General features: G+C 73.4%; 24 protein-coding genes and 1 pseudogene. 14 read left to right on the forward strand and 11 right to left on the reverse strand.

What is annotated here, in order from left to right:
• Positions 1 to 4: 4 nt before the first annotated feature.
• Positions 5 to 448, reverse strand: a complete 444-nt coding sequence (locus tag GGE06_RS31185; RefSeq protein WP_116161758.1) for a Rieske (2Fe-2S) protein — start codon at positions 446 to 448, stop codon at positions 5 to 7.
• A gap of 210 nt (positions 449 to 658) precedes the next feature.
• On the opposite strand from GGE06_RS31185, the gene aroH reads away from it, so the two are divergent.
• The 5 genes from aroH to der all read left to right on the forward strand — a co-directional run bounded on the left by aroH (position 659) and on the right by der (position 5,103).
• A complete protein-coding gene (gene aroH, locus GGE06_RS31190; RefSeq protein ID WP_116161759.1) occupies positions 659 to 1,027 on the forward strand; it encodes a chorismate mutase in 369 nt (122 codons plus the stop codon).
• Positions 1,024 to 2,112 carry a prephenate dehydrogenase gene (locus GGE06_RS31195; RefSeq protein WP_184932405.1) on the forward strand — a complete coding sequence of 363 codons (1,089 nt, stop codon included), beginning with the start codon at positions 1,024 to 1,026 and terminating at the stop codon, positions 2,110 to 2,112. The genes aroH and GGE06_RS31195 overlap by 4 nt, the downstream gene beginning before the upstream one ends.
• 149 nt (positions 2,113 to 2,261) lie before the next feature.
• Positions 2,262 to 2,936 carry a (d)CMP kinase gene (gene cmk / locus GGE06_RS31200; protein ID WP_116161761.1) on the forward strand — a complete coding sequence of 225 codons (675 nt, stop codon included), beginning with the start codon at positions 2,262 to 2,264 and terminating at the stop codon, positions 2,934 to 2,936.
• Positions 2,933 to 3,577 (forward strand): lysophospholipid acyltransferase family protein, encoded by a 645-nt coding sequence (locus GGE06_RS31205; protein WP_116161762.1) that lies wholly within the window; start codon positions 2,933 to 2,935, stop codon positions 3,575 to 3,577. Before cmk ends, GGE06_RS31205 begins: the two co-directional genes overlap by 4 nt.
• A 77-nt stretch (positions 3,578 to 3,654) precedes the next feature.
• A complete protein-coding gene (gene der, locus GGE06_RS31210) occupies positions 3,655 to 5,103 on the forward strand; it encodes a ribosome biogenesis GTPase Der (RefSeq protein WP_116161763.1) in 1,449 nt (482 codons plus the stop codon).
• A gap of 68 nt (positions 5,104 to 5,171) precedes the next feature.
• Here the strand turns inward: der and GGE06_RS42110 are convergent, their stop codons facing one another.
• Together GGE06_RS42110 and GGE06_RS31220 are read right to left on the reverse strand one after the other, a co-directional pair.
• Positions 5,172 to 5,441 (reverse strand): hypothetical protein, encoded by a 270-nt coding sequence (locus GGE06_RS42110; RefSeq protein WP_221518826.1) that lies wholly within the window; start codon positions 5,439 to 5,441, stop codon positions 5,172 to 5,174.
• 197 nt (positions 5,442 to 5,638) lie between these two features.
• On the reverse strand, positions 5,639 to 6,421 hold the full coding sequence (locus GGE06_RS31220; protein WP_116161764.1) for a DUF8842 C-terminal domain-containing protein: 783 nt from the start codon (positions 6,419 to 6,421) through the stop codon (positions 5,639 to 5,641).
• 246 nt (positions 6,422 to 6,667) lie between these two features.
• Between GGE06_RS31220 and GGE06_RS31225 the strand changes: the two genes are divergently transcribed.
• Positions 6,668 to 7,312 carry a LysM peptidoglycan-binding domain-containing protein gene (locus tag GGE06_RS31225; protein ID WP_246532881.1) on the forward strand — a complete coding sequence of 215 codons (645 nt, stop codon included), beginning with the start codon at positions 6,668 to 6,670 and terminating at the stop codon, positions 7,310 to 7,312.
• Between the two features lie 3 nt (positions 7,313 to 7,315).
• On the opposite strand, the gene GGE06_RS31230 is transcribed toward GGE06_RS31225, so the two are convergent.
• Genes GGE06_RS31230 through GGE06_RS31240 form a run of 3 tightly spaced genes read right to left on the reverse strand, consistent with a single transcriptional unit; the run spans position 7,316 to position 11,240 of the window.
• Positions 7,316 to 7,972: an ATP-binding cassette domain-containing protein gene (locus GGE06_RS31230; RefSeq protein WP_184932406.1), complete on the reverse strand. Its 657-nt coding sequence runs from the start codon at positions 7,970 to 7,972 to the stop codon at positions 7,316 to 7,318.
• Positions 7,969 to 10,854, reverse strand: coding sequence for an ABC transporter permease subunit (locus GGE06_RS31235; protein ID WP_184932407.1), 2,886 nt, complete (start codon positions 10,852 to 10,854; stop codon positions 7,969 to 7,971). Before GGE06_RS31235 ends, GGE06_RS31230 begins: the two co-directional genes overlap by 4 nt.
• The gene (locus GGE06_RS31240) at positions 10,842 to 11,240 is read right to left on the reverse strand and encodes a hypothetical protein (RefSeq protein ID WP_116161767.1); all 399 of its coding nucleotides are present in this window, start codon (positions 11,238 to 11,240) and stop codon (positions 10,842 to 10,844) included. The genes GGE06_RS31235 and GGE06_RS31240 overlap by 13 nt, the downstream gene beginning before the upstream one ends.
• A 99-nt stretch (positions 11,241 to 11,339) precedes the next feature.
• Between GGE06_RS31240 and GGE06_RS31245 the strand changes: the two genes are divergently transcribed.
• The 3 genes from GGE06_RS31245 (at position 11,340) to GGE06_RS31255 (ending at position 14,486) form a co-directional block, all read left to right on the forward strand.
• Positions 11,340 to 11,867: an MTB12 C-terminal domain-containing protein gene (locus GGE06_RS31245; protein ID WP_221518730.1), complete on the forward strand. Its 528-nt coding sequence runs from the start codon at positions 11,340 to 11,342 to the stop codon at positions 11,865 to 11,867.
• A complete protein-coding gene (locus GGE06_RS31250; protein ID WP_184932408.1) occupies positions 11,845 to 13,137 on the forward strand; it encodes an ABC transporter substrate-binding protein in 1,293 nt (430 codons plus the stop codon). The genes GGE06_RS31245 and GGE06_RS31250 overlap by 23 nt, the downstream gene beginning before the upstream one ends.
• A gap of 74 nt (positions 13,138 to 13,211) precedes the next feature.
• Positions 13,212 to 14,486, forward strand: a complete 1,275-nt coding sequence (locus tag GGE06_RS31255; RefSeq protein WP_116161770.1) for a glycosyltransferase family 4 protein — start codon at positions 13,212 to 13,214, stop codon at positions 14,484 to 14,486.
• A gap of 97 nt (positions 14,487 to 14,583) precedes the next feature.
• Here GGE06_RS31255 and ctaD read toward each other — a convergent pair whose 3' ends face one another.
• Positions 14,584 to 16,260 carry an aa3-type cytochrome oxidase subunit I gene (ctaD, locus tag GGE06_RS31260; protein ID WP_184932409.1) on the reverse strand — a complete coding sequence of 559 codons (1,677 nt, stop codon included), beginning with the start codon at positions 16,258 to 16,260 and terminating at the stop codon, positions 14,584 to 14,586.
• Positions 16,261 to 16,568: 308 nt separating this feature from the next.
• Here ctaD and GGE06_RS31265 point away from each other — a divergent pair, with 308 nt between their 5' ends.
• Positions 16,569 to 16,784: an I78 family peptidase inhibitor gene (locus GGE06_RS31265; protein ID WP_116161772.1), complete on the forward strand. Its 216-nt coding sequence runs from the start codon at positions 16,569 to 16,571 to the stop codon at positions 16,782 to 16,784.
• 74 nt (positions 16,785 to 16,858) lie between these two features.
• Here GGE06_RS31265 and GGE06_RS31270 read toward each other — a convergent pair.
• Positions 16,859 to 17,704, reverse strand: a pseudogene (locus GGE06_RS31270) (phosphatase PAP2 family protein); the annotation flags it as partial.
• 407 nt (positions 17,705 to 18,111) lie between these two features.
• Between GGE06_RS31270 and GGE06_RS31275 the strand changes: the two are divergent.
• Positions 18,112 to 20,106 carry an MFS transporter gene (locus GGE06_RS31275; RefSeq protein ID WP_246532883.1) on the forward strand — a complete coding sequence of 665 codons (1,995 nt, stop codon included), beginning with the start codon at positions 18,112 to 18,114 and terminating at the stop codon, positions 20,104 to 20,106.
• 43 nt (positions 20,107 to 20,149) lie between these two features.
• Here GGE06_RS31275 and GGE06_RS31280 read toward each other — a convergent pair whose 3' ends face one another.
• Positions 20,150 to 20,584 carry a cell division protein SepF gene (locus tag GGE06_RS31280; protein WP_116161774.1) on the reverse strand — a complete coding sequence of 145 codons (435 nt, stop codon included), beginning with the start codon at positions 20,582 to 20,584 and terminating at the stop codon, positions 20,150 to 20,152.
• 322 nt (positions 20,585 to 20,906) lie between these two features.
• Between GGE06_RS31280 and GGE06_RS31285 the strand changes: the two genes are divergently transcribed.
• A complete protein-coding gene (locus tag GGE06_RS31285; RefSeq protein WP_116161775.1) occupies positions 20,907 to 22,178 on the forward strand; it encodes a DUF5685 family protein in 1,272 nt (423 codons plus the stop codon).
• 28 nt (positions 22,179 to 22,206) lie between these two features.
• Here the strand turns inward: GGE06_RS31285 and GGE06_RS31290 are convergent, their stop codons facing one another.
• Positions 22,207 to 23,184, reverse strand: a complete 978-nt coding sequence (locus GGE06_RS31290) for an ABC transporter substrate-binding protein (RefSeq protein ID WP_116161776.1) — start codon at positions 23,182 to 23,184, stop codon at positions 22,207 to 22,209.
• Positions 23,181 to 23,660, reverse strand: a complete 480-nt coding sequence (locus tag GGE06_RS31295) for a GNAT family N-acetyltransferase (RefSeq protein ID WP_116161777.1) — start codon at positions 23,658 to 23,660, stop codon at positions 23,181 to 23,183. Before GGE06_RS31295 ends, GGE06_RS31290 begins: the two co-directional genes overlap by 4 nt.
• Before the next feature lie 434 nt (positions 23,661 to 24,094).
• On the opposite strand from GGE06_RS31295, the gene GGE06_RS31300 reads away from it, so the two are divergent.
• Complete coding sequence (locus GGE06_RS31300) at positions 24,095 to 24,943, forward strand: amino acid ABC transporter permease (RefSeq protein ID WP_116161778.1); 849 nt, start codon at positions 24,095 to 24,097, stop codon at positions 24,941 to 24,943.
• Positions 24,940 to 26,745, forward strand: a complete 1,806-nt coding sequence (locus tag GGE06_RS31305; RefSeq protein ID WP_116161779.1) for an FAD/NAD(P)-binding protein — start codon at positions 24,940 to 24,942, stop codon at positions 26,743 to 26,745. Before GGE06_RS31300 ends, GGE06_RS31305 begins: the two co-directional genes overlap by 4 nt.
• Positions 26,746 to 26,768 lie beyond the last annotated feature (23 nt).

Raw genomic sequence — 26,768 nt, forward strand, 5'->3', positions numbered from 1 at the left:
CAGATTACGCGAGGGTGATCGTTTCTCCCGAGACAATGATCTGCTCGGCCGGCAGCGCCCGGGGCGCCGGTCCCGCCGCCACCGACCCGTCGGCGATGCGGTACTTGGAACCGTGGCAGGGGCAGTCGATCGTGCCGTCCGCGACCTTGTTCACCGTGCAGCCCTGATGGGTGCAGATCGCGGAGAACGCCTTGAACCTGCCCGCCGAGGGCTGGGTCACGACCACCTTCTCCTTCGGGAAGACCAGGCCGCCGCCGACCGGGATCTGGGAGGTCCTGGCCAGGGGCGCGCCGCCGCTCGGCGCGGCCGTGGCCGTCGGGGGCGCTTCGGTGACGGCCGGCGCGCTCGTGCGCGTACCGCCCCCACCCCCGTGGTCCGAGCCGCAGCCCGTCGTCAGAGCCGCCGCGGCGAACAGGACGGTACGGCGCGGGGCGGTGTGCGAGGTCATGCCGCCAGCCTGGCCGCGCACCAGCCGCCGGGTCCCGCAACACGCCCGCACCCGGTGCCCGGCTCCCTCGCACGGCCGTCCCGCCCGCCGCCTCCCCCCGAGTGGCGGAACATTTCCGCCCCGTCCGTCTCGGAGGGCGGGCGGCGCCGCGCGCCGGCCCCGCCGCTGACTAGGCTGAACGGAGCACTGACGCAGGCGAAGGAGCACGACGTGGCGGTACGAGCGGTCCGAGGAGCCGTCCAGCTGGAACGGGACGAGGCCGGGCACATGCGCGAGCAGGTCGAGGAACTGCTCACCGCCGTCCTGGAACGCAACGGGCTCACCGCCGACGACCTCATCAGCATCTGGTTCACGGCCACGCCCGATCTGCACAGCGACTTCCCCGCCGCCGCGGCCCGGCACCTCGGGATCGGCATGGCTGACGTACCCCTGCTCTGCGCACAGGAACTCGACATCGAGGGCGCGATGCCGAGGGTCGTCCGGCTCCTCGCCCACGTCGAGACCGAACTGCCCAAGTCGTCGATCGCGCACGTCTACCTCGGTGCCGCGGCCGCCCTGCGCAAGGACATCGCCCAGTGAGAACAGCGCTCGTCATCGGAACCGGCCTGATCGGCACCTCCGCCGCCCTCACCCTCGCGGGCCGCGGCGTCACCGTCCACCTGCGCGACCACGACCCGGCCCGGGCCCGCACGGCCGCCGCGCTCGGCGCGGGCACCGACGAGGCGCCCGAGGGCCCCGTGGACCTCGCGATCGTCGCCGTACCCCCGGCGCACGTCGCCACCACCCTCGCCGAGGCCATGAAGGCCGGCGTGGCCCGCGGCTACCTCGACGTGGCGAGCGTCAAGGGCGGACCGAAGCGGGAGCTGGAGGCCCTCGGCCTCGACCTCACCGCGTACATCGGCAGCCACCCCATGTCCGGCAAGGAGCGCTCCGGGCCGCTCGCCGCCACCGCCGACCTCTTCGAGGGCCGGCCCTGGGTCCTCACCCCGACCCGGGACACCGACACCGAGGTCCTCAACCTCGCCCTGGAGCTCGTCGCCCTCTGCCGGGCCGTCCCCGTCGTCATGGACGCCGACGCCCACGACCGGGCCGTCGCCCTCGTCTCCCACACCCCGCAGCTGGTGTCCTCGATGGTCGCCGCGCGCCTGGAGGAGGCCGAGGAGTCCGCCGTACGCCTCTGCGGGCAGGGCATCCGCGACGTCACCCGGATCGCGGCGTCCGACCCGCGCATGTGGGTCGAGATCCTGTCCGCCAACCCCGGGCCGGTCGCGGACGTCCTCTCCGGCGTCGCCGCGGACCTCGACGAGACGGTCCGCGCGCTGCGGGCCCTGCAGTCCGCCTCCGAGGACGAGCGCCGCGACGGCGCCACGGGCGTCGAGGACGTCCTGCGGCGCGGCAACGCGGGTCGCGCGCGCGTCCCCGGCAAGCACGGTGCAGCCCCCACGGCCTATGAGACCGTCGCCGTCCTCATCAGCGACCAGCCGGGCGAGCTCGCCCGCATCTTCGCCGACGCGGGCCGGGCGGGCGTCAACATCGAGGACGTCCGCATCGAACACGCGACGGGCCAGCAGGCGGGTCTGGTCCAGCTGATGGTCGAGCCGTCGGCGGCGGGGGCCCTGGGCACGGCCCTCCAGGAACGCGGCTGGTCCCTGCGCACGAGCTGACGCCCACGGGCGCCGCCCGCAGTCGTGGCGGCGCCCCGCAGGTGTGCCCGTACGGGCTGGGCCGAACGGGGGTCGGGGACTCGGTAACCTTGTGGGGGTCCCCGCACACCGCCGGGCCTACCGCTCACCCCCAGGAAGGTGTTCCCACCGTGGAATCCGTGATCGTCGCCATCGACGGGCCCTCCGGCACGGGCAAGTCCAGCACCTCGAAGGCGGTCGCCGCCAAGCTGGGGCTGAGCTACCTGGACACCGGCGCCCAGTACCGGGCGATCACCTGGTGGATGATCAGCAACGGTGTGGACGTCACCGACGCCGAGGCCGTCGCCAACGCGGCGTCCAAGCCGGTCATCGTCTCCGGCACCGACCCGGCCCGGCCGACGATCACCGTCGACGGCGCCGACGCCTCCGGTCCCATCCGGACCGAGGAGGTCACCTCCAAGGTCAGCGCCGTCAGCGCCGTCCCCGAGGTGCGGAGCCTGATCACGGAGCTCCAGCGGTCCATCGCCAAGGGCGCCGAGAACGGCATCGTCGTCGAGGGCCGGGACATCGGCACCACCGTCCTGCCCGACGCCGACCTGAAGATCTTCCTCACCGCCTCGCCCGAGGCCCGCGCCGCCCGCCGCTCCGGCGAGCTCAAGGGCGTCGACGTGCACGCCACGAAGGAAGCCCTGATCAAGCGGGACGCGGCCGACTCCAGCCGCAAGACCTCCCCGCTCGCCAAGGCCGACGACGCCGTCGAGGTCGACACCACCGAGCTGACCCTGGACCAGGTCATCGAGTGCGTCGTCACCCTGGTGGACGAGAAGCGGACGGCCGCCAAGTGACCCTGCCCTCCGAGAAGGGCGCCGCCGTCGGCCGCCGCATCGGCATCGGGCTGATGTACGGCTTCTGGAAGCCGCGCGTCCTCGGCGCCTGGCGGGTGCCGGCCTCCGGCCCCGTCATCCTCGCCGTCAACCACGCGCACAACATCGACGGCCCCATGCTCATGGGCACCGCCCCGCGTCCCGTGCACTTCCTCATCAAGAAGGAGGCGTTCGTCGGACCGCTCGGCAGCTTCCTGGAGGGCATCGGGCAGGTCAAGGTGGACCGGGAGAGCACCGACCGCAACGCGATAGGCAACGCCCTGGGCATCCTGGAGCAGGGCGGCGTCCTCGGGATCTTCCCCGAGGGCACCCGCGGTGACGGCGACTTCGCCTCGCTCCGCGCGGGCCTGGCGTACTTCGCCGTCCGCAGCGGCGCGCCGATCGTCCCGGTCGCCGTCCTGGGAAGCACCGAGCGCCGCGGACGGTTGGTCAAGGCACTGCCTCCGCTGCGCGGCCGCGTCGACGTCGTCTTCGGCGACGCCTTCGAGGCGGGCGACGGTTCCGGCCGCCGCACCCGCAAGGCCCTCGACGAGGCCACCGTACGGATCCAGGGTCAACTCACCGCCCACCTGGAAAACGCCAGGCGCCTCACCGGGCGCTGAGCGACACTCTCAGTAGTGGCCCCCACGGCTCCGGCCGTCCGGGACCACCGACCACGAATGATCAAGGAACGGACTTCATGAACGACCAGCACGACCACGGGGCACTTGGCGACGCCGAGTACGCGGAGTTCATGGAGCTCGCCGCGGAAGAGGGCTTCGACGTCGAGGACGTCGAGGGCGCGATCGAGGAGGCCGGCCACGGCCCGCTCCCCGTCCTCGCCGTCGTCGGCCGCCCGAACGTCGGCAAGTCGACCCTGGTGAACCGCATCATCGGCCGCCGCGAGGCCGTCGTCGAGGACAAGCCGGGCGTCACCCGCGACCGCGTCACCTACGAGGCCGAGTGGGCCGGCCGCCGCTTCAAGGTCGTCGACACCGGCGGCTGGGAGCAGGACGTCCTCGGCATCGACGCCTCCGTCGCCGCCCAGGCCGAGTACGCCATCGAGGCCGCCGACGCCTGCCTCTTCGTCGTGGACGCCACCGTGGGCGCCACCGACACCGACGAGGCCGTCGTCAAGCTCCTCCGCCGCGCCGGGAAGCCGGTCGTCCTCGCCGCGAACAAGGTCGACGGCCAGTCCGGCGAGGCCGACGCGGCCATGCTGTGGTCCCTGGGCCTCGGCGAGCCGTTCCCCGTCTCCTCGCTGCACGGCCGCGGCACCGGCGACCTCCTCGACGAGGTCCTGAAGAAGCTGCCCGAGGCCCCCGAGCAGCGCTTCGGCAACGCGGTCGGCGGCCCGCGCCGCATCGCCCTCATCGGCCGCCCGAACGTCGGCAAGTCCTCCCTGCTCAACAAGGTGGCGGGCGAGGACCGGGTCGTCGTCAACGAGCTGGCCGGCACCACCCGCGACCCGGTCGACGAGCTCATCGAGCTCGGCGGCGTGACGTGGAAGTTCGTCGACACCGCCGGCATCCGCAAGAAGGTCCACCTCCAGGCGGGCGCGGACTACTACGCCTCCCTGCGGACCGCCGCCGCCATCGAGAAGGCGGAGGTGGCCGTCATCCTCATCGACACCACCGACAACATCTCGGTCCAGGACCAGCGCATCATCACGATGGCGGTCGAGTCGGGCCGCGCCATCGTCATCGCCTACAACAAGTGGGACGAGCTCGACGAGGAGCGCCGCTACTACCTCGAGCGCGAGATCGAGACCGAGATGCAGCAGGTCGCCTGGGCGCCCCGCGTCAACGTCTCCGCCCTGACCGGCCGCCACATGGAGAAGCTGGTCCCGGCCATCGAGACCGCCCTCGCCGGCTGGGAGACCCGCGTCCCCACCGGTCGGCTCAACGCCTTCCTGGGTGAGATCGTCGCCTCCCACCCGCACCCGGTCCGCGGCGGCAAGCAGCCCCGCATCCTCTTCGGCACGCAGGCCGGCACCAAGCCGCCGCGCTTCGTGCTCTTCGCCTCCGGCTTCCTGGAGGCCGGCTACCGCCGCTTCATCGAGCGCCGGCTGCGCGAGGAGTTCGGCTTCGAGGGCACCCCGATCCACATCTCGGTCCGGGTGCGCGAGAAGCGCGGCCGCAAGAAGTGACGGCGGGGAAGTGACGTACGGCTGAGGGCCGGGGCTCGATGTCGAGCCCCGGCCCTCAGCCGTACGTCCTAGAGACCTCTGCGGGGCCCCGGTGGCAGCGCCGGCTGCGTGGGGTGCTGCTGCTGTCCCGTCCACACCGTCGGGTGCGGCGCCGCGTGCCGGTGCATCTGCCGGTGGACGCCCGTGCTCAGGACCGTGCCGAAGGCCCGGAAGCCCAGCTCCTCCTCGCCGCTGCGGTCGCCCGGCAACGTACGGAACGACCTGCGGTACTCCGAGTACAGGGCGTCGTAGATCGGCGTGGGCGAAGGGCCCGCCGTGACGTCCCGCGCGGGGCGCATCGCGGGGATCGGGCTCGGATACGGCTGGGTGAAGGGGTCGTATGGGTGCACATAGGTGCCAACGACACCGCCGCCCGTCGGATGCGGGCGGCTCTCCGAAAGGGGAGCGCCCCGGGGTCGCGGCACGGTCGGATACCCCGGTCCCGCCTCCGACCCGGGGAGCCTCGCCCGCCCTATGCCGGGCCGGCCGTCCTCCATCAGGTCCCGGCCAGCGGCATGGCGGCGGCCACCAGGCGGCCGTTCGCGGCGGCCTTCTCCAGGGCGTCGCGCAGCAGGTCCTCGCGCGGCTGCTGGCCGATCGAGCCCACCGGGGCGGCGAAGACCAGGACCGTGTGCGACTTGTTGGCCGCCGCGCGCCAGCCCTCGGTGACCTGGAGCGGCTGGTGCGCCTGCCACCAGGCGGCCTGACCGGCACCGCCCTGACCCGGCTGGAGCACGGAGTGCAGCTGACCCATCGCGACCAGGACCGACCAGCCCGGCAGCACCGCCGGCTTCTCGCCCAGGTCCATGACCTGCTGGAAGCCCTGCTCGGCCAGGAGCGGCAGGAACTCGTCGACGAGGCCGTCCGACCCCGGACGGGCCACCGGCGCGGTGGGCTCCACGACCAGCGCCGGGTGCAGCTCGCCGTCGATCAGGACGAGCCCGCTGGTGACGCCGAGCACGGCCTGCTCGGGGTGGGCGGCCGTGAGCGCGTCGGCGGCGTCTGCGGCGGTGATGGAGGCGACGGCGCCCTGGAGCTGGTCCTCGGAGACCCGGACCACCTGCGACGGGATGCAGCTGGCGTGGGCGAACGCGAGGACCGCGGTCTCCTCGCCGACGAACAGCACCGTGGAGGTGCGCTCCTGCTCGGAGTCGCCCGGCGTGCGGCAGGAGGTGCAGTCGTAGCTGCCCGGGGCGTTGTCGCCGGCGAGCAGCCGGGCGGCTTCTTCGTCGCCGATCTCGGCGCGTACGTCCTCGCTGACGTCGAGCATGCGCGGCACGGGGGCTCCCTGGACTCGGTACGGGGGGACGCCGGGCCGTTCCCGGGCGTCTCATGCCGAGTTCAACGGGCCAGACTCGGCCGGGGTCACGCGCGGAAGAGGGGCAACTTGCCAGCGGCTCGTGCGGCCGGGGGCCTCCGTGGACGTACGGGGAGGTCCGGGGCCGTGCCTCCGACCGGGTGGGGTGTGAACACTGTTCCGCGCGGCACGGGCCGGGGGTGCCGGGGCGCTGCCTAGCCTTCCCCGATGTCGAAGATCCGATTGTGGACGGCCGGTTCCCTCGTGGCGGCGTCCGCGGCCGTGCTCCTGACCCTGACCCTGGCCCCGGCGCCCGCGCAGGCCCGGGACGTGCCCGGGACCGTCGAGGAGCTCGTCGCCGGGGTGCGGGACGTGCCGGACGCGGCGCGGGAGGCCTCCGCCGCGCTCCTGGGCGTGTCGGACGCGCTCCGGGAGGCCGCCTCCGTGCCCGCGTACGCCTGCGCGCGGGACCAGTGGCCGTGGGGGTGCGTCGCCGACTGCGAGAGCACCGGACGCTGGCACCTCAACACCGGCAACGGCTTCTACGGCGGACTCCAGTTCTGGCACCCCACCTGGGTCGAGCACGGCGGCCTCGCGTACGCCCGGCGCGCCGACCTGGCGACCCGGCAGCAGCAGATCACCGTCGCGGAGGAGGTGCTGCGCACCCAGGGATGGGGGGCCTGGCCCGTCTGCTCCAAGCGGTACGGCCTGTACGGGCGCGTCCACACCGTCCAGGCCGGCGACACGCTCGCCTCGATCGCCCGCCGCTTCGGGATCAAGGGCGGCTGGACGGCGCTGTACGCGGCGAACCGCAGCCTCATCGGGCCCGACCCGAACCGGATCGTCGTCGGCACCATGCTGCGGATCGGCTAGGGGTCAGCGGTACTCGGCCGGCTCCCCGCTCGACGCCCGGGAGCCGCGCCGCAGCTCGTGCACGACCGAGCCGGGCGGCAGCCCGTCCGGTACGCGCTGCTCGGCCAGGACCACGGCCGCCCCGCCGTCCACGGCGAGCTCCACGAGCATCCGGTACGTACGGACCGCGACCGGCGGGGCCATGCCGAGCGACGGCTCGTCGACGAGCACCACGCGCGCGCGTGGTGCCAGGAACGCGCGGGACAGCGCCAGCATCCGGCGCTCCCCGCCGGACAGCGTCCCCGCCGTGCGGGACAGGAGGGGGACGAGTTCCGGGTACGGGGCGGTGGCGTCGCTCCGGGCCCGGCTCTCCGCGAGGGCGAGGTTCTCGGCGACGGTGAGGCCCGCGTACACGGCCCTCAGATCCGGTACGAAGCACAGCCCCCGGCGCGCCCGTACGTGCGCCGGGAGACGGGTCACGTCCGCCCCGCGCCACTCCACCCGGCCCGCCGAGAGGCCCACCGTCCCGGCCAGGGCCCGCAGGGCGGTCGTACGGCCCGCGCCGTTGCGGCCCAGGAGAACCGTCACCGTCCCCGCCGGCACGGGCAGGTCCAGACCGTGCAGGGCCTCCAGGGGGCCGTAGCGGACCCGGGCCGCGCGCAGGGCGATCTCGACGGTCACGACAGGATCCGGCCCCCCTCCATGGTGTGCACCGTGTCCGCGATCCCCGCGACCAGGTCCGGGTCGTGCTCGACGACGAGGACGGTCAGGCCGTCCGCCGCGAGCGCCGACAGGATCCGGGCCAGCGCTTCCGTCTCGCCGGCGTCGAGTCCGGCCGCCGGCTCGTCCAGGAGCAGCGTGTGCGGCCGCCCGGCCAGCGCGCGGGCCAGCTCGACCCGGCGCAACGTGCCGGTGGGCAGGTCCGCCGCCGCCCGGTGCCGTACGGGCCCGGCGAGCCCGAGCAGCCGCAGGCTCCGCTCCGCGGCGGCCGGGTCTCCGCGGACCCTGCGCCGCTCCTCACCGAGGCGGACGTTCTCCTCGACGGTGAGCGACGGGAACACGGCGAGCTGCTGGAAGGTCCGCGCGATGCCCAGGCGGGCCCGGGCGTGGGCGGACCGCCCCGTGATGTCGGCGCCGTCGAGCGTGATCCGGCCCTGACCGCGGCGGGGCCGGAGGGTCCCGGCGAGACAGTCGAAGAGGGTGCTCTTGCCGGCGCCGTTGGGACCGACGAGGGCGGTGACGCGGGCGGGGGCGAGGTCGAGGGTGACGTGGGAGAGGGCGGTGACCCCTCCGGGGTAGGTGAGGGTGAGGTCCACTGCGCGGAGGCCGGCGCGGCGGCTCGTCCGGGGCGCGGGTTCCGTTGTGCGGGGCTTGGCTTCGTCTGCGGCCGCCCCGCCGCGGGGGTGCGTCCGGCCTTCGGCCGGACCGTGGCTCCCACCCGCACCGCCCGTGCGGGTGGTCGGCAGAGGTGCGGGTCTTCCCGTGGACGGTTGCCCGCCGTCGGCGGCCGGCGGGCCGTGGGGGTGTGTCCGGCCTTCGGCCGGGACCGCGGCGGGCGCCCGGGCAGGGGCGGCCGGCCGGCCTTCGGCCGGGCCTGCTCCGTGGATCTCGGCCGGAGCGGCGGGGATGCCGTGGGCCTCGGCCGGAGCGGCGGGGGCGCCGTGGATCTCGGCCGGAGCGGCGGGGGTGCCGTGGATCTCGGCCGGAGCGGCGGGGGTGCCGTGGGCCTCGGCCGGAGCGGCGGGGGTGCCGTGGGCCTCGGCCGGGACCGTCGTGGGGGGTGGGACCGGGGCCTCGGGCCGTCTCTGATCCGGCAGGAGCGTCAGGAGGGGCGGGAGGCGGCCCGTCAGGGTGGCCAGGAGGCCTATCAGGGCCGCTGCCGTGCCTGCTTGGGGGCCCGCGTCCAGGGTGGTCAGGAGGGCCGCCGCCGCCAACGGGGTGAGGAGGCTGTCCGCGCCCAGGACCAGGACCGCGGCGAACCAGAGCAGGCCCCGTACCGGGTCGTACTGGTCGGGGTCGAAGGCGCGCAGGCCCATGCCCAGGAGGCCGCCGCCCAGGGCCGCCAGGGCCGCGCCCAGGACGAAGGCGAGGAGCTTGAGGCGGGGGACGGGGACACCCGCCGCCTCGGCGCCCGGTTCGTGGTCGCGCAGGGCGGCCAGCGCGCGACCCGTGCGGCCTCGCCGGAGGGCCGCCACCAGGGCGAGGCAGCCGGCCAGGACGACCAGCTCCAGGGCGTAGAACGCGCGGTCGTCGGAGAAGCCCCCCGGGCGGCCGAGGGACAGGTCGGCCGTCGCGTACGGCTGGGTGAGGACGAAGCGGCTCACCGCCACCCCCACGGCGAGGGTCGCCAGGGCGAGGGCCAGGCCGTGCCGCCGGATCGCCGGCCGTGCCGTCACCAGGCCCGCCACCGCCACCATCGGCACCGAGAGAGCCAGGGAGAGGAGGGTGGGGACTCCCGCTGCTGCCAGGAGTGCCGTGAACAAGGCGCCCAGGCCCGCGTACGCCGCCTGTCCCAGGGCGATCTGGCCGCCCCTGCCCGCCACCACGACCAGCGACAGGAGGATCACGGCCAGCGCGGGGACCTGGACCGCCGTGTGCAGGTCGGAGCCCGCCAGGCCCAGGGGGAGGAGGAGCAGGACGCCGACCACCAGCCACAGGGCGGGCGGGACACGCGGGGCGCGCGTCGGCGGGGGAAGGGCGTCGCGGCCCTTGCCGCCCACGCCCGGCAGGACCAGCGCCGCCACCAGGAGCGCCACCACGAACAGGTTCGCCCCGACGGCCTGGATCAGGGGGCCCGCCCAGCCCTCCGGGTGCAGCCGGGTCAGCTGCGCCTGGGCGACCCCGATGGCGAGCGCCGCCCCGACGGCCACCGGCAGCGACCGCATCCGGGCGATCACCGCGACCGCGATCACCTCGACGACGAGCAGCGGCATCCCGTACGGGTCGAGCCGCACGTACGGAGCGAGCAGCACGCCCGTGAGCCCGGCCGTGAACGAGCCGAACGCCCAGCCCGCCGCCGCGACCCGGTCCGCGTCGATCCCCGCCAGGACGGCGAGCGGGCGGTTGTCCACGACCGCACGCAGCTCCCGGCCGAACCGCGTCCACCGGGTCACCGCCCCCACCAGGCAGGCGAGCGCCAGCACGGCCGCGAGCTGCGCCCACGGGTCGTCGCCGAGGACCACGGGCGCGTCGTCCCGGGCGCCCGGGCCCCACAGCAGCACCGCCCCGCCCACCAGGAGGACGAAGACGCCGATCGTCGCGACCAGGGTCTGCGCCGGGTTCGAACCGCGCAGCGCGAGCGGGCGGAAGACACCCCGGTCGAGCACCAGGCCGAGGGCGGGGGCGACGAGCAGGAGCGTGACCAGGGCGCCCAGGGGCAGCGGCCAGCCCCAGACGACCACCAGCTGGCGGAGCACGTACGCGCAGATCATGGCGACGGCCCCGTGCGCCAGGTTCAGGACCCCGGTCGCCCGGTAGGTGACGACCAGGCCGATGCCGGTGAGCGCGGCGGCGCTGCCGACCGCGAGGCCGGCCAGCGTCAACTCGTACGTCAGGGAGTCCACGGCTCACACACCGGGCAGGGGGCGAGCTCGGCGTCCCCCACCTCCACGGCCTCCGCCCTGCCCGCCACCAGCGGGCAGTCGGGGCGGTGCGCGAGGGTCCCGCCGGGGACCCGCAGGAGGGGGCCGTCCGAGGAGGGTGGCGGGGGCTCCTCCGGTGTCGGGGAGCGTGGCCGCGGAGGGCGTACGGGAAGCAGCGCCGCCGCACCGACGAGCACCGCGCCCGCCACGAGGAGCGCGGCCCCCGGCACCGTGCACGAGGCCAGATAGGGCAGCTGGCGCTCCGCGAAGCGCTCGCCGGAGATCCCGTACCAGCCGAGCGCGCAGAGCACCGCGCCCCCGGCGGCCGCCGCCAGACCGCTCCAGAGCAGGATCCGGGATGTCGGCACGCGGGCCTCCCTCGTCTCTTCCTTGCACTATGCCCCGATCCGTCCCACCCTGGAAACACCAGCCGCTCCGGACTGGCGGGACACCCGGTGGTGAGCCAGATGGTCGACGTACGACGCGGTGGACGCTCCCGTCTCGCGGTCCTCGGGGCCGTCGCCGTCCTCGCCCTGGCACCCGCCGTCGCGGCCTGCTCGGACAACGGCGGCGGGAAGAGCGGCGGCACGACCTCGTCCTCCCCGGCCTCCCCGTCCTCCCCGCCGACGGCCGACCGGCCCACCGACCCGGCCGCGGCCAAAGCCCAGATCACCAGGAACTGGACGGCGTTCTTCGACCCGAAGACCCCCGTCGCCGAGAAGGTGAAGCTCCTGGAGAACGGCGAGCAGATGCGGCCGGTGCTCGGCGCGTTCGCCGGCGACAAGAACGCGGCCATGACCTCCGCGAAGGTCACCGGAATCGAGTTCACCTCGGCCACCGGCGCCAACGTCACCTACGACCTGCTGGTCGGCGGGGCCCCCGCCCTGACCGGCTCCCAGGGCACCTCCGTCCTGCAGGACAACACCTGGAAGGTCTCCGTGAAGACCCTGTGCGGCCTGGTCGAGCTGAGCGGTGTCACCGTTCCGGGCTGCTGAGGCGGTCGCGGCGCTGCTCCTGGCCGTGCTGCTCACCCTCGTCGCGGGATGCGGCAGCCGGCTCCCCGAGCGCGCCTTCGAGACGCGGCCCACCGTCACCCCCTCCGGCGGTGAGCCGCTCCGCGTCGGGATCATCACCAGCACCACCAGCCCCGTCGGCGGACAGACCTTCACCGGCCCGCGCGACGGAGCCCGCGCCTATTTCGACGCCCTCAACGCGCGCGGCGGCCTCGACGGACGCCGCGTCGAGGTCGAGACCTGCGACGACGGAGGCAGCGGCGTCGGCAACAACGCGTGCGTGCACCATCTGATCGACGAGCGAGGCGTCTTCGCCCTCGTCGCCACCACCGCCCTGAACTACGCCGGCGCGCCCCTCGTCGCCCGCGCCGGCGTCCCCGACATCGGCGGCCAGCCCCTCACCCCCGCCTACGACACCTACCCGCACCTCTACGGCGTCTACGGCAGCTCCGCCCCGCGCACCGGCCGCGCACCCGGCTGGGACGGCACGTTGTACGGCGGGACCGAGGTCTACCGCTACTTCCGCGAGAAGCTGGGCGCGCGGACCGCCGCCGTCGTCTCCTACAACCAGGCCGCCTCCGCCGCGTACGCCCGGCTGATCACCCGTGGACTGCGTGCCGAGGGCTACCGCGTCGTCGAGGAACAGGTCGACTTCGCCCTCCCCAACTTCCGCGCCGTCGCCGCCGACCTGCGGGCCGAGCACGCCGACGTCCTCTTCGACGCCATGGACACCCACGGCAACGTCCGCCTGTGCGAGGCGATGCAGTCGCTCGGGGTCCGCGTCGCCGCCAAGGTCACCAACGTGCAGAACTGGTCCTCGGCCGTCCCCCGCGACTACGCCCGGGCCCCCGGCTGCCGGGCCTCGCTGTGGGTGACCGGCTCCAGCCGCAACTACGAGGACACCGGGCAGCCGGCGGTCCGCGCGTTCCGCACGGCCATGGGCGACCGGCCCCTGTCGCAGTGGCAGCTCGAAGGATGGGCGGCGGCCATGTGGTTCACCGACGCCGCCCGCTCCTGTCTCGCCCGGGGCGCGCTCACCCGCGGCTGCGTCGAGGACTTCATGAACCGTCCCGAGCCGTACACCGCGAGCGGACTGCTGCTCCCCGTGCGCTTCGAGCACCTGGCACGGCCGCCCGCCACCCGGAACACCTGTCTGTCCGTGGCCCGTTGGCAGGACGGACGGGGCTGGGTCAGCCAGGGCGAGATGACGCGGAACTGCGCGACCGTCCCCCAGCTCGGCTACCGGCCGTGAACGGGACCCCCGCACCGGCAGTACAGTCGGGCACCGACCGACTGACCGAACTGACCGGGGGGAACCGGCAGTAGATGCGTATCTCCTTTCTGCTCCACAACGGCTACCACTACGGCGGCACGATCCGGACCACCTTCACGCTCGCCGAGGAACTGGCGGAACGCCACGAGGTCGAGATCGTCTCGGTGTTCCGCCACCGTGACCGCCCGTGGCTCGGCCTGCCGGCGGGGGTGACCCTGCGCCACCTCGTCGACCTGCGCAAGGACAGCCCCGGATACGACGGCGACCACCCCGACTTCCACCGTCCCGCCGAGGTCTTCCCGCGCGGCGACGGCCGCTGGAAGCAGTACAGCGCGCTCACCGACGCGCGGATCGGGGAGTACCTGCGCGGCGTGGAGGCGGACGTCCTCGTCGCCACCCGCCCCGGGCTCAACGTGCACCTCGCCCGGCAGGCCCGGCGCGGTCCCGTCCTCGTCGGCCAGGAACACCTGATACTGACCGGCCACAGCTACCGGCTGCGCCGGGACATCGGCCACGAGTACGCACTGCTCGACGCCGTCACCACGGTCACCGAGGCCGACGCCCGCGCCTACCGGAAGCTCCGCCTGCCCGGCGTGCGCGTCGAGGCCGTGCCCAACAGCGTGCCCGCGCCCGCCGTCGGGCCCGCCGATCCCGCGGCGAGGACGGTCGTGGCGGCGGGCCGGCTCACCCACGTCAAGCGGTACGACGTGCTGATCGACGCCTTCGCGTCCGTGGCCGCCGACCACCCCGACTGGAAGCTGCGGATCTACGGCTCCGGCGACGCCGTCCAGGACCTCAAGGCCCCGCTCGCCCGGCAGATCAAGGCCCTCGGGCTCGACGAGCAGGTCTTCCTCATGGGGACGGTCGGCTCGATGGAACCCGAATGGGTCAAGGGCTCGATCGCCGCGGTCACCTCGCAGCGCGAGTCCTTCGGCATGACCATCGTCGAGGCGATGCGCTGCGGGCTGCCGGTGGTCTCCACCGACTGCCCCCACGGGCCGCGGGAGATCATCGAGGACGGGGTCGACGGGCGGCTCGTACCGGTCGACGACGTGGCCGCGGTCGCGGCCGCGCTGCGGGCGTACGTCGAGTCCGAGGAACTCCGCGCCAAGGCGGGACGCGCGGCCCTCACCGCCTCGGAACGCTTCGACCCCGCACGGGTCGCGGCACGCCACGAGGCCCTCTGGACGGACCTCGTCACCCAGGGCGCGAGCCGCCGCACGCACGCGCCGGGACGGGCGCGGGCGCATCGGGCTGTGGGACGGGTGGTGGACGCGGTGTACACGGAGAAGGCGAGGGCGGGGCGGTTGGTGCGACGCTTCCGCTGACGGACGGTGCCCCCCCCGTGTGGGCAATCGTCCCGCAGGGCGAGGGGGACCCCCCTCGCCCCAGCGGAACGACTGCCCACAACGAGGGGCGGCGGTGTCAGGGGGCGTCGGGGGGCGTCGTGAGGCGGGATCGTTCGTACGCCGCGAACTCCGGGTGGTGGAGGTCGAACGCCGGCGCCTCCGACCGGATCCGCGGAACCCGCTCGAAGTTGTGACGCGGCGGCGGGCACGACGTCGCCCATTCGAGGGAGCGCCCGAATCCCCAGGGGTCGTCGACCTCGACCTTCTCCCCGTACCGCCACGTCCGCCACACGTTGTAGAGGAACGGCAGCGTGGACATGCCGAGCAGGAAGGCCCCGATGGTGGACACCGTGTTGAGCGCGGTGAAGCCGTCGGCCTCCAGGTAGTCGGCGTACCGGCGGGGCATGCCCTCCGCGCCGAGCCAGTGCTGGACGAGGAACGTCATGTGGAAGCCGATGAAGAGGGTCCAGAAGTGGATCTTCCCGAGCCGTTCGTCGAGCATGCGGCCGGTGAACTTGGGCCACCAGAAGTAGAAGCCCGCGAAGGTCGCGAAGACGACGGTGCCGAAGACCGTGTAGTGGAAGTGGGCGACGACGAAGTACGAGTCGGTGACCTGGAAGTCCATCGGCGGCGAGGCGAGGATGACGCCGGTGAGCCCGCCGAAGAGGAAGGACACCAGGAAGCCGACGGACCAGAGCATCGGGGTCTCGAAGGACAGCGAGCCGTGCAGCATCGTCCCGGTCCAGTTGAAGAACTTCACCCCGGTGGGCACGGCGATGAGGAACGAGAGCATCGAGAAGAACGGCAGCAGCACCGCGCCGGTGACGAACATGTGGTGGGCCCAGACGACCACGGAGAGCCCGGTGATCGCCATGGTGGCGGCGATCAGCGTCGCGTAACCGAAGATCGGCTTGCGGGCGAAGACGGGGATGATCTCGCTGATGATCCCGAAGAACGGCAGCGCGATGATGTAGACCTCGGGGTGGCCGAAGAACCAGAAGAGGTGCTGCCAGAGCAGTGCCCCGCCGTTCTGGGGCTGGAAGACCACGGCGCCGAGGCGCCGGTCGGCCTCCAGGACGAGCAGCGCCGCCGCGAAGACGGGGAAGGCGACGATCACCAGGACCGCGGTGAAGAGGACGTTCCAGGTGAAGATCGGCATCCGGAACATGGTCATGCCCGGCGCCCGCATCCCGATGACGGTGGCGAGGAAGTTGACCGAGGTCAGGATCGTGCCGAAGCCGGAGAGCGCGAGTCCCATGATCCACAGGTCGGCGCCGACGCCCGGCATCCGTTCCAGGCTGTTCAGCGGGGCGTAGGCGGTCCAGCCGAAGGCCGGTGGCCCGGTCGGGGTGAAGAACGAGCCGAGGACCATCAGGCCGCCGAAGAGGAACAGCCAGTACGAGAACATGTTCAGTCGCGGGAAGGCGACGTCGGGGGAGCCGATCTGCAGCGGCACGAGCTCGTTCGCGAAGCCGGCGAAGGTCGGTGTGGCGAAGAGCAGCAGCATGATCGTGCCGTGCAGGGTGAAGGCCTGGTTGAACTCCTGGTTCGTGATCAGCTGGAGTCCGGGGCGGGCCAGCTCGGCCCGCATCAGCATCGCCAGGAGCCCGGCGATCAGGAAGAAGACGAACGAGGTGGCCAGATAGAGATGGCCGATCTTCTTGTGGTCGGTGGTGGTGAGCCAGTCGATCAGGATGCGGCCGTGCCGTTGCCGGGCCGATTCGGCGGCCGCGGTCGCTGTCCCGTTGCTCATCCTGCCTCCGCCTCGCCGTCGTCCCGGCTCCGCGTCTCCGGGCGTTCGGACAGCGTAAGCATTCTGTAAGGGAAGAGTGCGTGGCTCGCGTGCGCGTCGCCGACGCAATTCGGGACGGGGTGCCGGAAGAAGGGAATTGAACGGGCCTTCGCGGCGCTTCTGCGGACTTCGTGTGAACGGATGGGAGGTCTTCCCAATTACTGGAGAAACGGCCGGAAACGGGGCCCGCGACTGACGGTGGGACAGGTCAAACATATGTCGAGAACTTGTGACACAAGCGTGACCGCGGAGGGACTAACGTGAGGTTCATGTCACCCACTTCGCGCACTCCCGAACCGCCCCGCGACGCTCCCGAGTCCTATGTGGGCCTGGCCGCCGAGGGGGCCGAGCAGCTCGCCAGGACCCGTGGCTGGAGCGTCGTCCGGTGCCTGCCGCCCGGCTCGATCATCACCATGGAGTACCTGTCCGGGCGCATCAACTTCGAGGTCGAGGACGGCACCGTCACCCGCTGCTGGCTCGGCTGAGGAACCGGACCGCACGCGAAAGGGCCCCGGCCGGTACGGCCGGGGCCCTTCTGCGCTGCGTGTCAGCCGCGGGTCGCCGGGGCGCGCCGTCCGCCGGCCACCCCCACGGGCTCCCGTACGGGCTCGCGGACCGGGCGCGGGCCCCCCGAGGCCACGGGCAGCGAGGGCACGAGCCGGCGACGGTCCCGCAGCCGCTCCCTGACCCGGTCGCGCGCGGCGAGGATCCGGGCCTCGGAGACGGCCAGGACCGGCTCGCACCAGGGCAGCGCGAGCAGGACGAGCAGCCCGGCGGCCCAGCCGAGCAGGACGTCGCTCAGCCAGTGCGTGCCCAGGTAGACGGTGGTGAGGCCGACACCGAGGGCGACCACCGCGGAGAGGGCCGACAGATAGCGCCGGGCTCTCGGGGTGGTCGCCAGGTAGGCGAGGATGCCCCAGGTCACGACCGCGTTGGCGGTGTGCCCCGAGGGGAATATGTCGCCGCCCCCGAAGAGCTCCGGGGAGCCGATCTGGGTCGCGTAGTGGGGCCCGAGGCGGCCGAGCCCGATCTTGACCGCACCCACCGAGACGTTGAGCAGCAGAAGCGCGGCGCCGAGGCACAGCAGGGGTCGCAGGGTGTGCTGGCGCCAGGAGCGCCAGCCCAGCCAGGCGGCCACCATGACGGCCGTCGGGCCGCGCTGGCCGAGGACGACGTAGTAGTCGAGGAAACCGTGGATCTCGGGCCACTGCTGGTACGGCCGGAAGAGCATGATCTTCCAGTCGAGGGTCACCAGCCCCGTCGACAGCAGGACGGCCACGACGATGGCGAGATAGAACGCCGACGTCCCGCCGAAGAGGGCGAGACGCGTGCGGGTCATCCGCGGGACCTCTATCTTCGGCGGTTCCGGCTCCCGGTCCAGCCGGGCAAAGATGTCGGTACGCACCCAATCGACGTTACAGGGAGTGAGAAGCAGACCCGGTCGTTCCGCTCCCTTCGTGATGACCATGTGATGTGGAGTAGGTCTCAGTGACCGGTCCATTCCGGGCGCCGGTCGGGAAATCAGATGACCTTCGGCACTAATGCCGGACGGTGCGATTCCGGAAGCTTGTTTGAACGCGCGGGAATTTCCTCAAACAGACGTCCGTGCGGAATTCCATGCGACGCGCGGCCCCCCGCCGAGTGGCGTACGCCACACCACCAGCCCCGCCGAGGTGAGAGCTGCACCACGCGCTCGGGCCTTGAACTCGCGTACGCTGACGGCTCACTCGCCCGTCGATGCCGGGCCGCCCCCGGGGCATAAGCCCTGGTCACAGCCCACCGAGCGCGAGAGCTTCACTGGGAGGTACGTACATGTCGCGGACGAACACGGCCCAAGGGCGACCGCGTTCCCCCGTCGGCGGCGGCACCAACCGCTGGGTCGTCCTCGTCGTCCTCTGCGTCAGTCTTCTCCTGGTCGCCCTCGACGCGACCATCCTTCACGTCGCCGTCCCCTCGCTGACCGAGGACCTGCGCCCCAGCTCCACCGCGCTGCTCTGGATCGTCGACGCCTACCCCCTGGTCTGCGCGTCGCTGCTGATCCTCTTCGGCACCCTCGGCGACCGGGTCGGCAGACGCAGAGTGCTCCTCCTCGGCTACGCGCTCTTCGGCATCGCCTCCGCGGTCGCCGCGCTCGCCACCGAGCCCTCCGTCCTCATCGGGGCCCGCGCGCTCCTCGGCGTCGGCGGCGCGATGATCATGCCCGCCACGCTCTCCATCCTCCGGACGGTCTTCCCGGACCGGAGGGAGCGCGCCACCGCCATCGGCATCTGGACGGCCACCGCCGCGATCGGGGCCGCCACCGGGCCGGTGCTCGGCGGCTTCCTCGTCGAGAACTACTGGTGGGGCTCCGTCTTCCTCATCAACATCCCGCTGATGGCGCTGATCCTCCCGCTCGGCCGACGGCTCCTCCCCGAGTCCCGGGGCGCCGCCGACGGCCCCTGGGACGTGCTCGGCGCGCTCATGGCCGCGGCCGGAGTGCTCGGCTGCGTCCTCGGCGTCAAGCGCGCCGGGGCCGGCGACCCGCTGCTCACCCTGGAGACCGCCGGGCCGCTGCTGCTCGGCGCCACGCTCCTCGTCCTCTTCGTGCGGAGGCAGAAGCGGCGCCCGCACCCGCTGATCGACCTGCGGCTCTTCTCCCGGGCGGCCTTCACCACCTCGGTCGGCTGCATCGTCATCGGCATGCTGGCCCTGGTCGGCCTGGAGCTCATCGCCATCCAGTACCTCCAGCTGGTCCTCGGCCTCAGCCCCCTGGAGACCGGGCTCCGGCTCCTCCCGCTGACCTTCGCCGCCATGGCCGCCGGCGCCACCGGCTCGTACACCCTGCGCAGGATCGGGCCGCGCCGGATGGTCGGCTGGGGCTTCCTGCTCACCGCCGCCGCGGTGCTGCTGCTCACGTTCATGGGGCAGCACGATCGGCCGGCGCTGCTCACGGTGGGCTTCGTGCTGCTCGGCTTCGGCCTGCAGACCACGCTCTTCTCGGCGTACGAGTCGATGCTCAGCGAGGCGCCGCAGGGGAGCGCGGGCGGCGCGGCGGCGATCGGCGAGACCTCGTACCAGCTCGGCGCGGGCATGGGCATCGCGCTGCTCGGCAGTGTGATGAACGCGGCGTACGCCCCCGGGCTCGCCTCGGTGCCCGGGGTGCCCGCGGAGGCGAGCAGGGCCGCCGCGAACTCGCTCGGCGAGGCGTACAAGGTCGCCGATCAGCTCGGCGGCGCGGCCGGCGAGGCCCTGCACCAGGCCGCGCGGCACTCCTTCGTGAACGGCCTGCACGTCACGCTCTTCGTGAGCGCCGGCCTGCTGCTCGTCGGCGCGCTGATGGCACAGCGGCTGCCGCGGATCATGGAATGCCCGGTGGACCCGGAAGAGGCCTTCGACGCCAGGGAGGCCGAGGGGGCGCGGATGGCCGCGGAGGGCCTGGACCGTACCGCGGAGCCGGCCGGGGCCGGAGCCGTACTCGGGGCGGCGGGGGCGCCGGAAGCGGCATCCGCCGATCCGTCGGAGCGGACCGGTGCCTCGGGGGTGCCCGGTCCCTCGGAGCGGGCCGGGTCGGCGGAGTGGGCCGGTGCCTCGGGGGCGCCCGGTCTTTCGGAGCGGTCGGGGTCGCCGGAGCAGCCTGGTGTCTCGGGGCAGCCCGGTTCCTCGGGGACGCCCGGCATCTCGGAGCAGCCGGTCTCCTCGGAGCGGGCCGGTGTCTCGGAGCGGGCCGGTGCCTCGGAGCCGTCCGGTTGTCCGGAGGGCGTCGAGCCGCGGGTGCCCGCGACCCGGGAAGCGATCGAGCCCGCCGGCTCGGGGCGTCCGGCGCACTGACCCGACCGCGTCGGGAGGTGCCCGGCCGGGCCGGCGGACCCGCTCAGCTCTGGTTGAAGAAACCGTCCTGCTGACGCCGGCCCGTCTCGCCGGTGACGATCTGGGTGTCGGCGGGGGTCAGCAGGAAGACCCGCGTCGCCACGCGCTCGATCGAGCCGCGCAGGCCGAAGGCGAGACCGGCGGCGAAGTCGACGACGCGCTTGGCGTCGTTCGGCTCCATCGCGGTCAGGTTCACGATCACCGGAACCCCGGCCCGGAAGAGCTCGCCGATGCCCCGGGCGTCCCGGAAGCCGTCCGGGGAGACGGTGGCGATCCGGCGGCCCCGCTCCTCGGCGGTGTCCGTGGCCACCCGGACCCGGGGGTCCGTCACCCAGGCGTCGCCGCCCTCGGCACCGTCGGCGTACTCGTCGTCGTAGTAACGCTCGTCGTTGTCCTCGACGAGTCCCAGCCAGGCACTCGCCTTGCGCACCGATCCCATGGACGCCTCCTTTCAGCGCGGTCACTTGTGGTTCCGCAATGCCTATCGTCGTCCATGATGCGGATCGCGCGCCAAGTGGATAGGCGCCGCGCAGAGGATTCGTGACGGTACTGGTGCAGAACGTGAGGGCCGTTTCCTGGCGATTCGTCAGGAAACTTGCGGTATGCGGGGCCTGACGGAGGGCCATGCAGCTGAAAATATGAAAGTCGGGCCACAAGGGTGACGATGGGCGCGTACGGGTGAACGGCCCCACTCGCTACGATGCCGCGGGGCCGCCCGGCGGACCTCCGCCCGCCACCGCCCACGACTCACGGGGGAGTCCTTGTTCGGCATCGTCAGACCCTGCACCCATCGCCTCACCGACGGGCTCAAGACCGAGTGGATGGCCCACCTCTGCGGCCTCTGCCTGGCGCTCCGCGCCGACCACGGGCAGTTCGCCCGGGTCGTCACCAACTACGACGGCCTCATCGTCTCCGTCCTGACGGAGGCTCAGACCGGCGTGACCGAGGCGGGCCGCCGCACCGCGGGCCCCTGCGCCCTGCGCGCCATGAAGACCGCCCCCGTCGCCCGCGGCGAGGGCGCCAGGCTCGCCGCCGCCGTCTCGCTCGTCCTCGCCTCGGCGAAGGTACGGGACCACGTCGCCGACCGGGACGGCCTGTTGGCCCGTCGGCCCGTCGCCGCCGCGGCCCGCCGCGTCGCCCGCTCCTGGGACCGGGCGGGCGCAAGGACCGGGCGGGACCTCGGCTTCGACACCGCCGTCCTCGTCGACGCCGTCGACCGCCAGACCGGCATCGAGGCCCTCGCCGGACCCGGCACCCCCCTGCTCACCGTCACCGAGCCGACCGAGACCGCGACCGCCGCCGCCTTCGCGCACACCGCCGTCCTCGCGGGACGGCCGGGGAACGCGGAACCGCTCGCCGAGGCCGGCCGCCTCTTCGGCCGCCTCGCCCACCTGCTCGACGCCGTCGAGGACCAGGCCGCCGACGCCGCGAGCGGCGCGTGGAACCCGCTCACCGCCACCGGCACCTCCCGCGAGGAGGCCCGCCGGCTCGCCGACGACGCCCTCCACGGCATCCGCCTCGCCCTGAAGGACGCCGAGTTCGCCGACGGCAAGCTCGCCCACGTCCTCCTCGCCCACGAGCTGCGCACCTCCGTCGACCGCGCCTTCGGCACGACCAGCTGCTCGCACGGCGCGCCGGGGGCGGCGCACGGCCCGGTGCCGGGGAACCCGTACGCCACCCCGAACGGGCCGGTGCCCGGCAACCCGTACGCCCCCGGAGGACCCGGCGGCCCGGGCGGGCCCTACGCCCCCGGCCCGGGAGGCCCGGGCGGCCCCGGCGGGCCGCTCCCGCCCGAGCCGCCGAACCGGCGCGGACTGATGGCCGGCTGTGCCCTCTGGGTCGGCATGGCCTGCACCTGCCAGATGTGCTGCGGGACCTTCGAGGACCCCTGGAGCCGCCAGCGGCGCGAGGGGCTCTGCCAGCAGTGCGACCCCGGAGACTGCTGCGACTGCTGTGACTGCTGCAGCAACTGCTCCTCCTGCTGCGAAGGGGATTGCTGCTGCGGGGACTGCGACTGCGGCTGCGACTGCTGACGCGCCGTCGGGGTCCCGCGTGCCGCCGCTACTTCTTCGGCGCCGGGATCTCCGGCGGGGAGATCCGCGACCGCTCGATGCCCGAGCCGGTCACCCCCCACTTCTTCAGGATCCGGTCGTACGTCCCGTCGGCCTTCAGACCGTTCACCGCCGCCTGGAAGGCCGGCGCGAGCGGGGTGCCCTTCTTGAAGGCGAAGCCGACGTCGAGCCGCCGGTACTCGTTGAGGAACTTCACGTTCTTCTGCTGCGTCACCGCGTACCGCACGCCGTTGATCGTGTTCATCACGACGTCGCTGCGGCCCTGCTGGAGCGACATCCAGATCGCCCCGGCCTCGCTGTAGACGTTCACCTCGTACGCCGGCTTCCCGGCCTGCGCGCACCGGTCCTTGTTCTTCTCCAGGGTCCGCTCGAAGGTCGTGCCGGCGTTCACGGCCACCTTCAGGCCGCACAGCTGGGTGAGGTCGGTGACCGCCTTCAGGGTGCTGTCCGCCCGGGCGGCGAAGCCCTGCCCGTCGTTGACGTACGTCACGAAGTCGATGGTCTTGCGCCGCTCCTCGGTCACGCCGAAGTTCCCGGTGCCGACGTCGTACTTGCCGCTGTCGAGCGCCGGCAGGATCGCCTCGAAGCCGACCACCTCGCGCTTCAGCTCCAGGCCGAGGGCCTTCGCCACGGCGGCCGAGAAGTCGGCGTCCACCCCGACGACGGTCCTGCCGTCCGGCAGGTAGGCCGAGCTGGGCGGCGTCGCCACCGAGGAGGCGAGCGTCAGGCTTCCGCGCTGCCGCACATCGGCGGGGAGCAGCTTCACCGCCGCCTCGTTCTTCTTCACCGCGGCGACCACGTCCTCGGTCGGGAGCGCGCCCTTCGCGGCGCCCCGTGCTCCCGCGGCCCCGGCCGGGGCGGTCGCGGGCTCGCCGCCCGAGCAGGCGGTGAGGCCGAGCGCGGCCGCGGTGATCAGGGCGAAGACGAGGGTGGTGCGTGCGGTGCCGGAACTCGTGCGCGTACTCATGGCTTCGGGTTCTCCAGGAACTTCTCGAACGGCAGCGGGCCGATCGACTCGGGATCGGCGGACACGTCGAAGAGCGGGCGGTAGCCGCTCGCCAGGTAGAGGCCCTTGGCCTCGGGCTGGCGCGGCCCCGTCGTCAGATAGATGCGGGAGTAGCCGCGGGCGGCGGCCTCCCGTTCGAGCACGGTGAGGACCCGGCGGGCGAGACCGCGCCTGCGGTGTGCCGAGTGCGTCCAGATCCTCTTGAGCTCGGCGGTGTCGTCGTCGTAGCGGCGGTACGCGCCGCCCGCGACGGGCCGGCCCTGCTCCAGGAGGAGCAGGAAGGCGCCGTGCGGAGGGGCGAACTCCGCCGCCGGGTAGCGGCTCAGATCGTGCGCGGAGCCGTACCGGGTCGTGTACTCGTACGCCAGCTCGTCGAGGAGCGGGCGGGCCAGGGGATCGGTGGTCGTGGTCCGGTGCACGGACAACGCGAAGGTCATGACGGTCCTTCAGGAAGAAGGAGGGCGAAGGAAAGGAGAAGTGCGCGAGGGGAGGGGAGGGCTCAGGCGCTCACGCGGGGCCCGGGTGTGGAGGCGCCACGGCAGCAGGGTGTGAAGACGCCGCGGAAAACGGCACGCGGGCGGGGAGAAGCAGAGGGTCGGCTCAACAGGAAGAGGACCACACGCGACCGAAGTCGATGTGGGAGCGCGTGACCAGCTGCTGCGGATGCATGGCCACAGTTGAACAGGCATCCGGTCCCGCGTCAACCGCGATGAGACGTACGGCTCACAGTGCGGACACCCTTGACAGCAGGCCGTGTTGACCGCATAGCCTCGAAGGGCGGATCGGGCTGAGGGGCCCGGATCCGCGGCTCAGTGCGTGTGAAGGCGCATCCCGTGTTCGATCCGCCCTCTGGCATCCACGGAGCCCTCGCATGTCCGCGACCCTCGTCAAAAGCCCTTCCACGGCCCCGCCGGCCGAACCGCCCCCGCGCGTCGTCCCCGCCCGCCGCACCGGCCAGTGGACCGCGGCCGCCGCCGTCCTCGCCCTGCTCGCGCTCGCGCTCGTCTCGGTCGTCCGCAACAAGGCCTTCCAGTGGGACGTCGTCGCCGAGTACTTCACCTCCGCGTCCGTCCTGCGCGGCCTCGGCCTCACCCTGTGGCTGACCGTCCTCGTCACGGCCCTCGGCTTCGTCCTCGGCACCCTGCTCGCCGTCCTCAGACTCTCCGCCAACCCCGTTCTCCGCTGGGTGAGTTGGGGCTACGTCTGGTTCTTCAGGTCCACCCCGATCCTGGTCCAGCTGCTCTTCTGGTTCAACATCGGCGTGCTCTACCCGCAGATCCTCGGCGTGAACACGGTCAACCTCCTCGGCCCGGTCGCCGTCGCCGTCATCGGCCTCACCCTGCACGAGGCCGCCTACGCCGCCGAGGTCGTCCGCGGCGGCATCCTCTCCGTCGACCGGGGCCAGATCGAGGCCGCCCAGTCACTCGGCCTCGGCCGCCGGCGCCGGCTCACCCGGATCGTGCTGCCGCAGGCCATGCGCGCGATCGTCCCGCCCGCCGGGAACATGCTGATCGGCACCCTCAAGGGCACCTCCATCGTCTCCGTCATCGCCGTCCAGGACCTGCTCTACTCGACCCAGCTCGTCTACCACCGCACGTACGAGATCATCCCGCTGCTGCTCGTCGCCACGCTCTGGTACGTCGCCGTCACCTCGGTCCTCGGCATCGGCCAGTACTACGTCGAGCGGCACTACGCCCGTGGAACGGCCGGTGCGCGATGAGCCCGCGCCCCTCGATCGTCATCGTGGGCGCCGGGCCGCGGGGGACCGGCTTCCTCGAACGGCTCGCCGCCAACCTGCCCGAGCTGTACGGCGACGAGCCCCTCGACGTCCACCTCGTCGACCCGCACCCGCCGGGCCCCGGCCGGATCTGGCGCACCGAACAGTCCCCGCTGCTCTGGATGAACTCCCAGGCCGAGGACGTCACGATGTTCACCGACGAGACCGTCGACCTCGAAGGACCCGTCCGCCCCGGCCCCACCCTCGCCGAATGGGCCGGCATCGAAGGGCGCACCTTCCCCACCCGCCCCCAGCAGGGCGCCTATCTCCGCTGGGTGTACGAGCGGGCCCGCGACGCCCTGCCCGCCTCCGTCACCGTCCACGAGCACCGCACCACCGCCCTGCGGGTCAGCGGGCCCCGCGAGGGACGTCAGCGGGTCCGGCTGGAGGGCGTCTCCGCTCCCCTCCTCGCCGACCTCGTCGTCCTCACCGTCGGCCACGTCGGCGCCGAACCCGACCCGGAGCAGCGGCGGCTCGCCGGCTTCGCCGACCGCCACGGGCTCGTCCACCTCCCGCCCGACTTCACCGCAGACGCCGACCTCTCCGCCCTTCCCGCCGGCGAACCCGTCCTCGTCCGCGGCTTCGGCCTCGCCTTCGTCGACCTGATGGTGCTGCTCACCGAGGGCCGCGGCGGACGGTACGAGGGCGAGGGCGACGAGCTCGTCTACGTCCCCTCCGGCAAGGAACCGGTGCTGCACGTCGGATCGCGCCGGGGCGTCCCGTACCACTCGAAGATCGGCTACGTCCTCGACGGCGAACGGCCCCCGCTGCCCCGCTTCTTCGGCCCCGACCAGACCGACGCCCTGCTCCGGCGCGCCGGGCCGCTCGACTTCCGGCGCGACGTCTGGCCGCTCATCGACAAGGAACTCGGCTGGGCCCACTACCACCGGCTCTTCTCCACCCACCCCGAGCGGACCTCGCTCGACTGGAGCGACTTCGAGAAGGCCTACGAGGAGGCACCGCCGCGCGGGGCCGAACTCGCCGCGGTCGTCGCCGCCGCCGTCCCCGACCCCGCCGACCGGCTCGACCTCGACGCCCTCGACCACCCCCTGGACGGCATCCGCTACGACTCCGCGGACGCTCTCCAGCACGGCCTGCGCGGCTACGTCACCGACGACCTGACCCGCCGCCACGACCCCGCCCACAGCCCCGACGCCGCCGTCTTCGCCGGCCTGCTCTCCGTCTACGGCCAGCTCCTGCGCCTCGGCCGGCGCGTCGACCCCGACGGCTGGTGGCACGGCTTCTTCAGCTACCTCGCCTCCGGGCCGCCCGGACCCCGGCTCCGGCAGCTCCTCGCGCTCTCCCGCGCCGGCGTCGTCCGCTTCCTCGGCCCGCAGGTCACCGTCGAGACCGACGAGGAACGCGGACTCTTCCGGGCCGCGTCCGCCGCCCTGCCGGGGGAGTGGACCGAGGCCCGCGCCCTCGTCGAGGCCCGCATCCCCGAACCCACCCCGGAGCACACCGCCAGCCCGCTGCTCCGCGCCCTGTACGAGGAGGGGGCCAGGGTCACCCCCGGCGGCCTCCTCGTCGTCGACCCCGGCGACGGGCGCCTCCTGGACCACGACGGGCACCCGCACCCGCGCCGCTTCGCCCTCGGCCCGCACACCACCGCCCGCACCGGGGCGGGCTTCACCCGCCCCCGTACCGGCGGGGCCGGATTCCGGCAGAACGACGCCACCGCGCGGGCCGCCCTGGCCCTCCTGCGGGACCGGGAGTGTCGGCGCCCCGCCCCGCTGAGCGCCTGAAACCCGCTGCCCGACCCGTCTCC

It is taken from the genome of Streptomyces nymphaeiformis (genome assembly GCF_014203895.1).
Classification (GTDB): domain Bacteria; phylum Actinomycetota; class Actinomycetes; order Streptomycetales; family Streptomycetaceae; genus Streptomyces; species Streptomyces nymphaeiformis.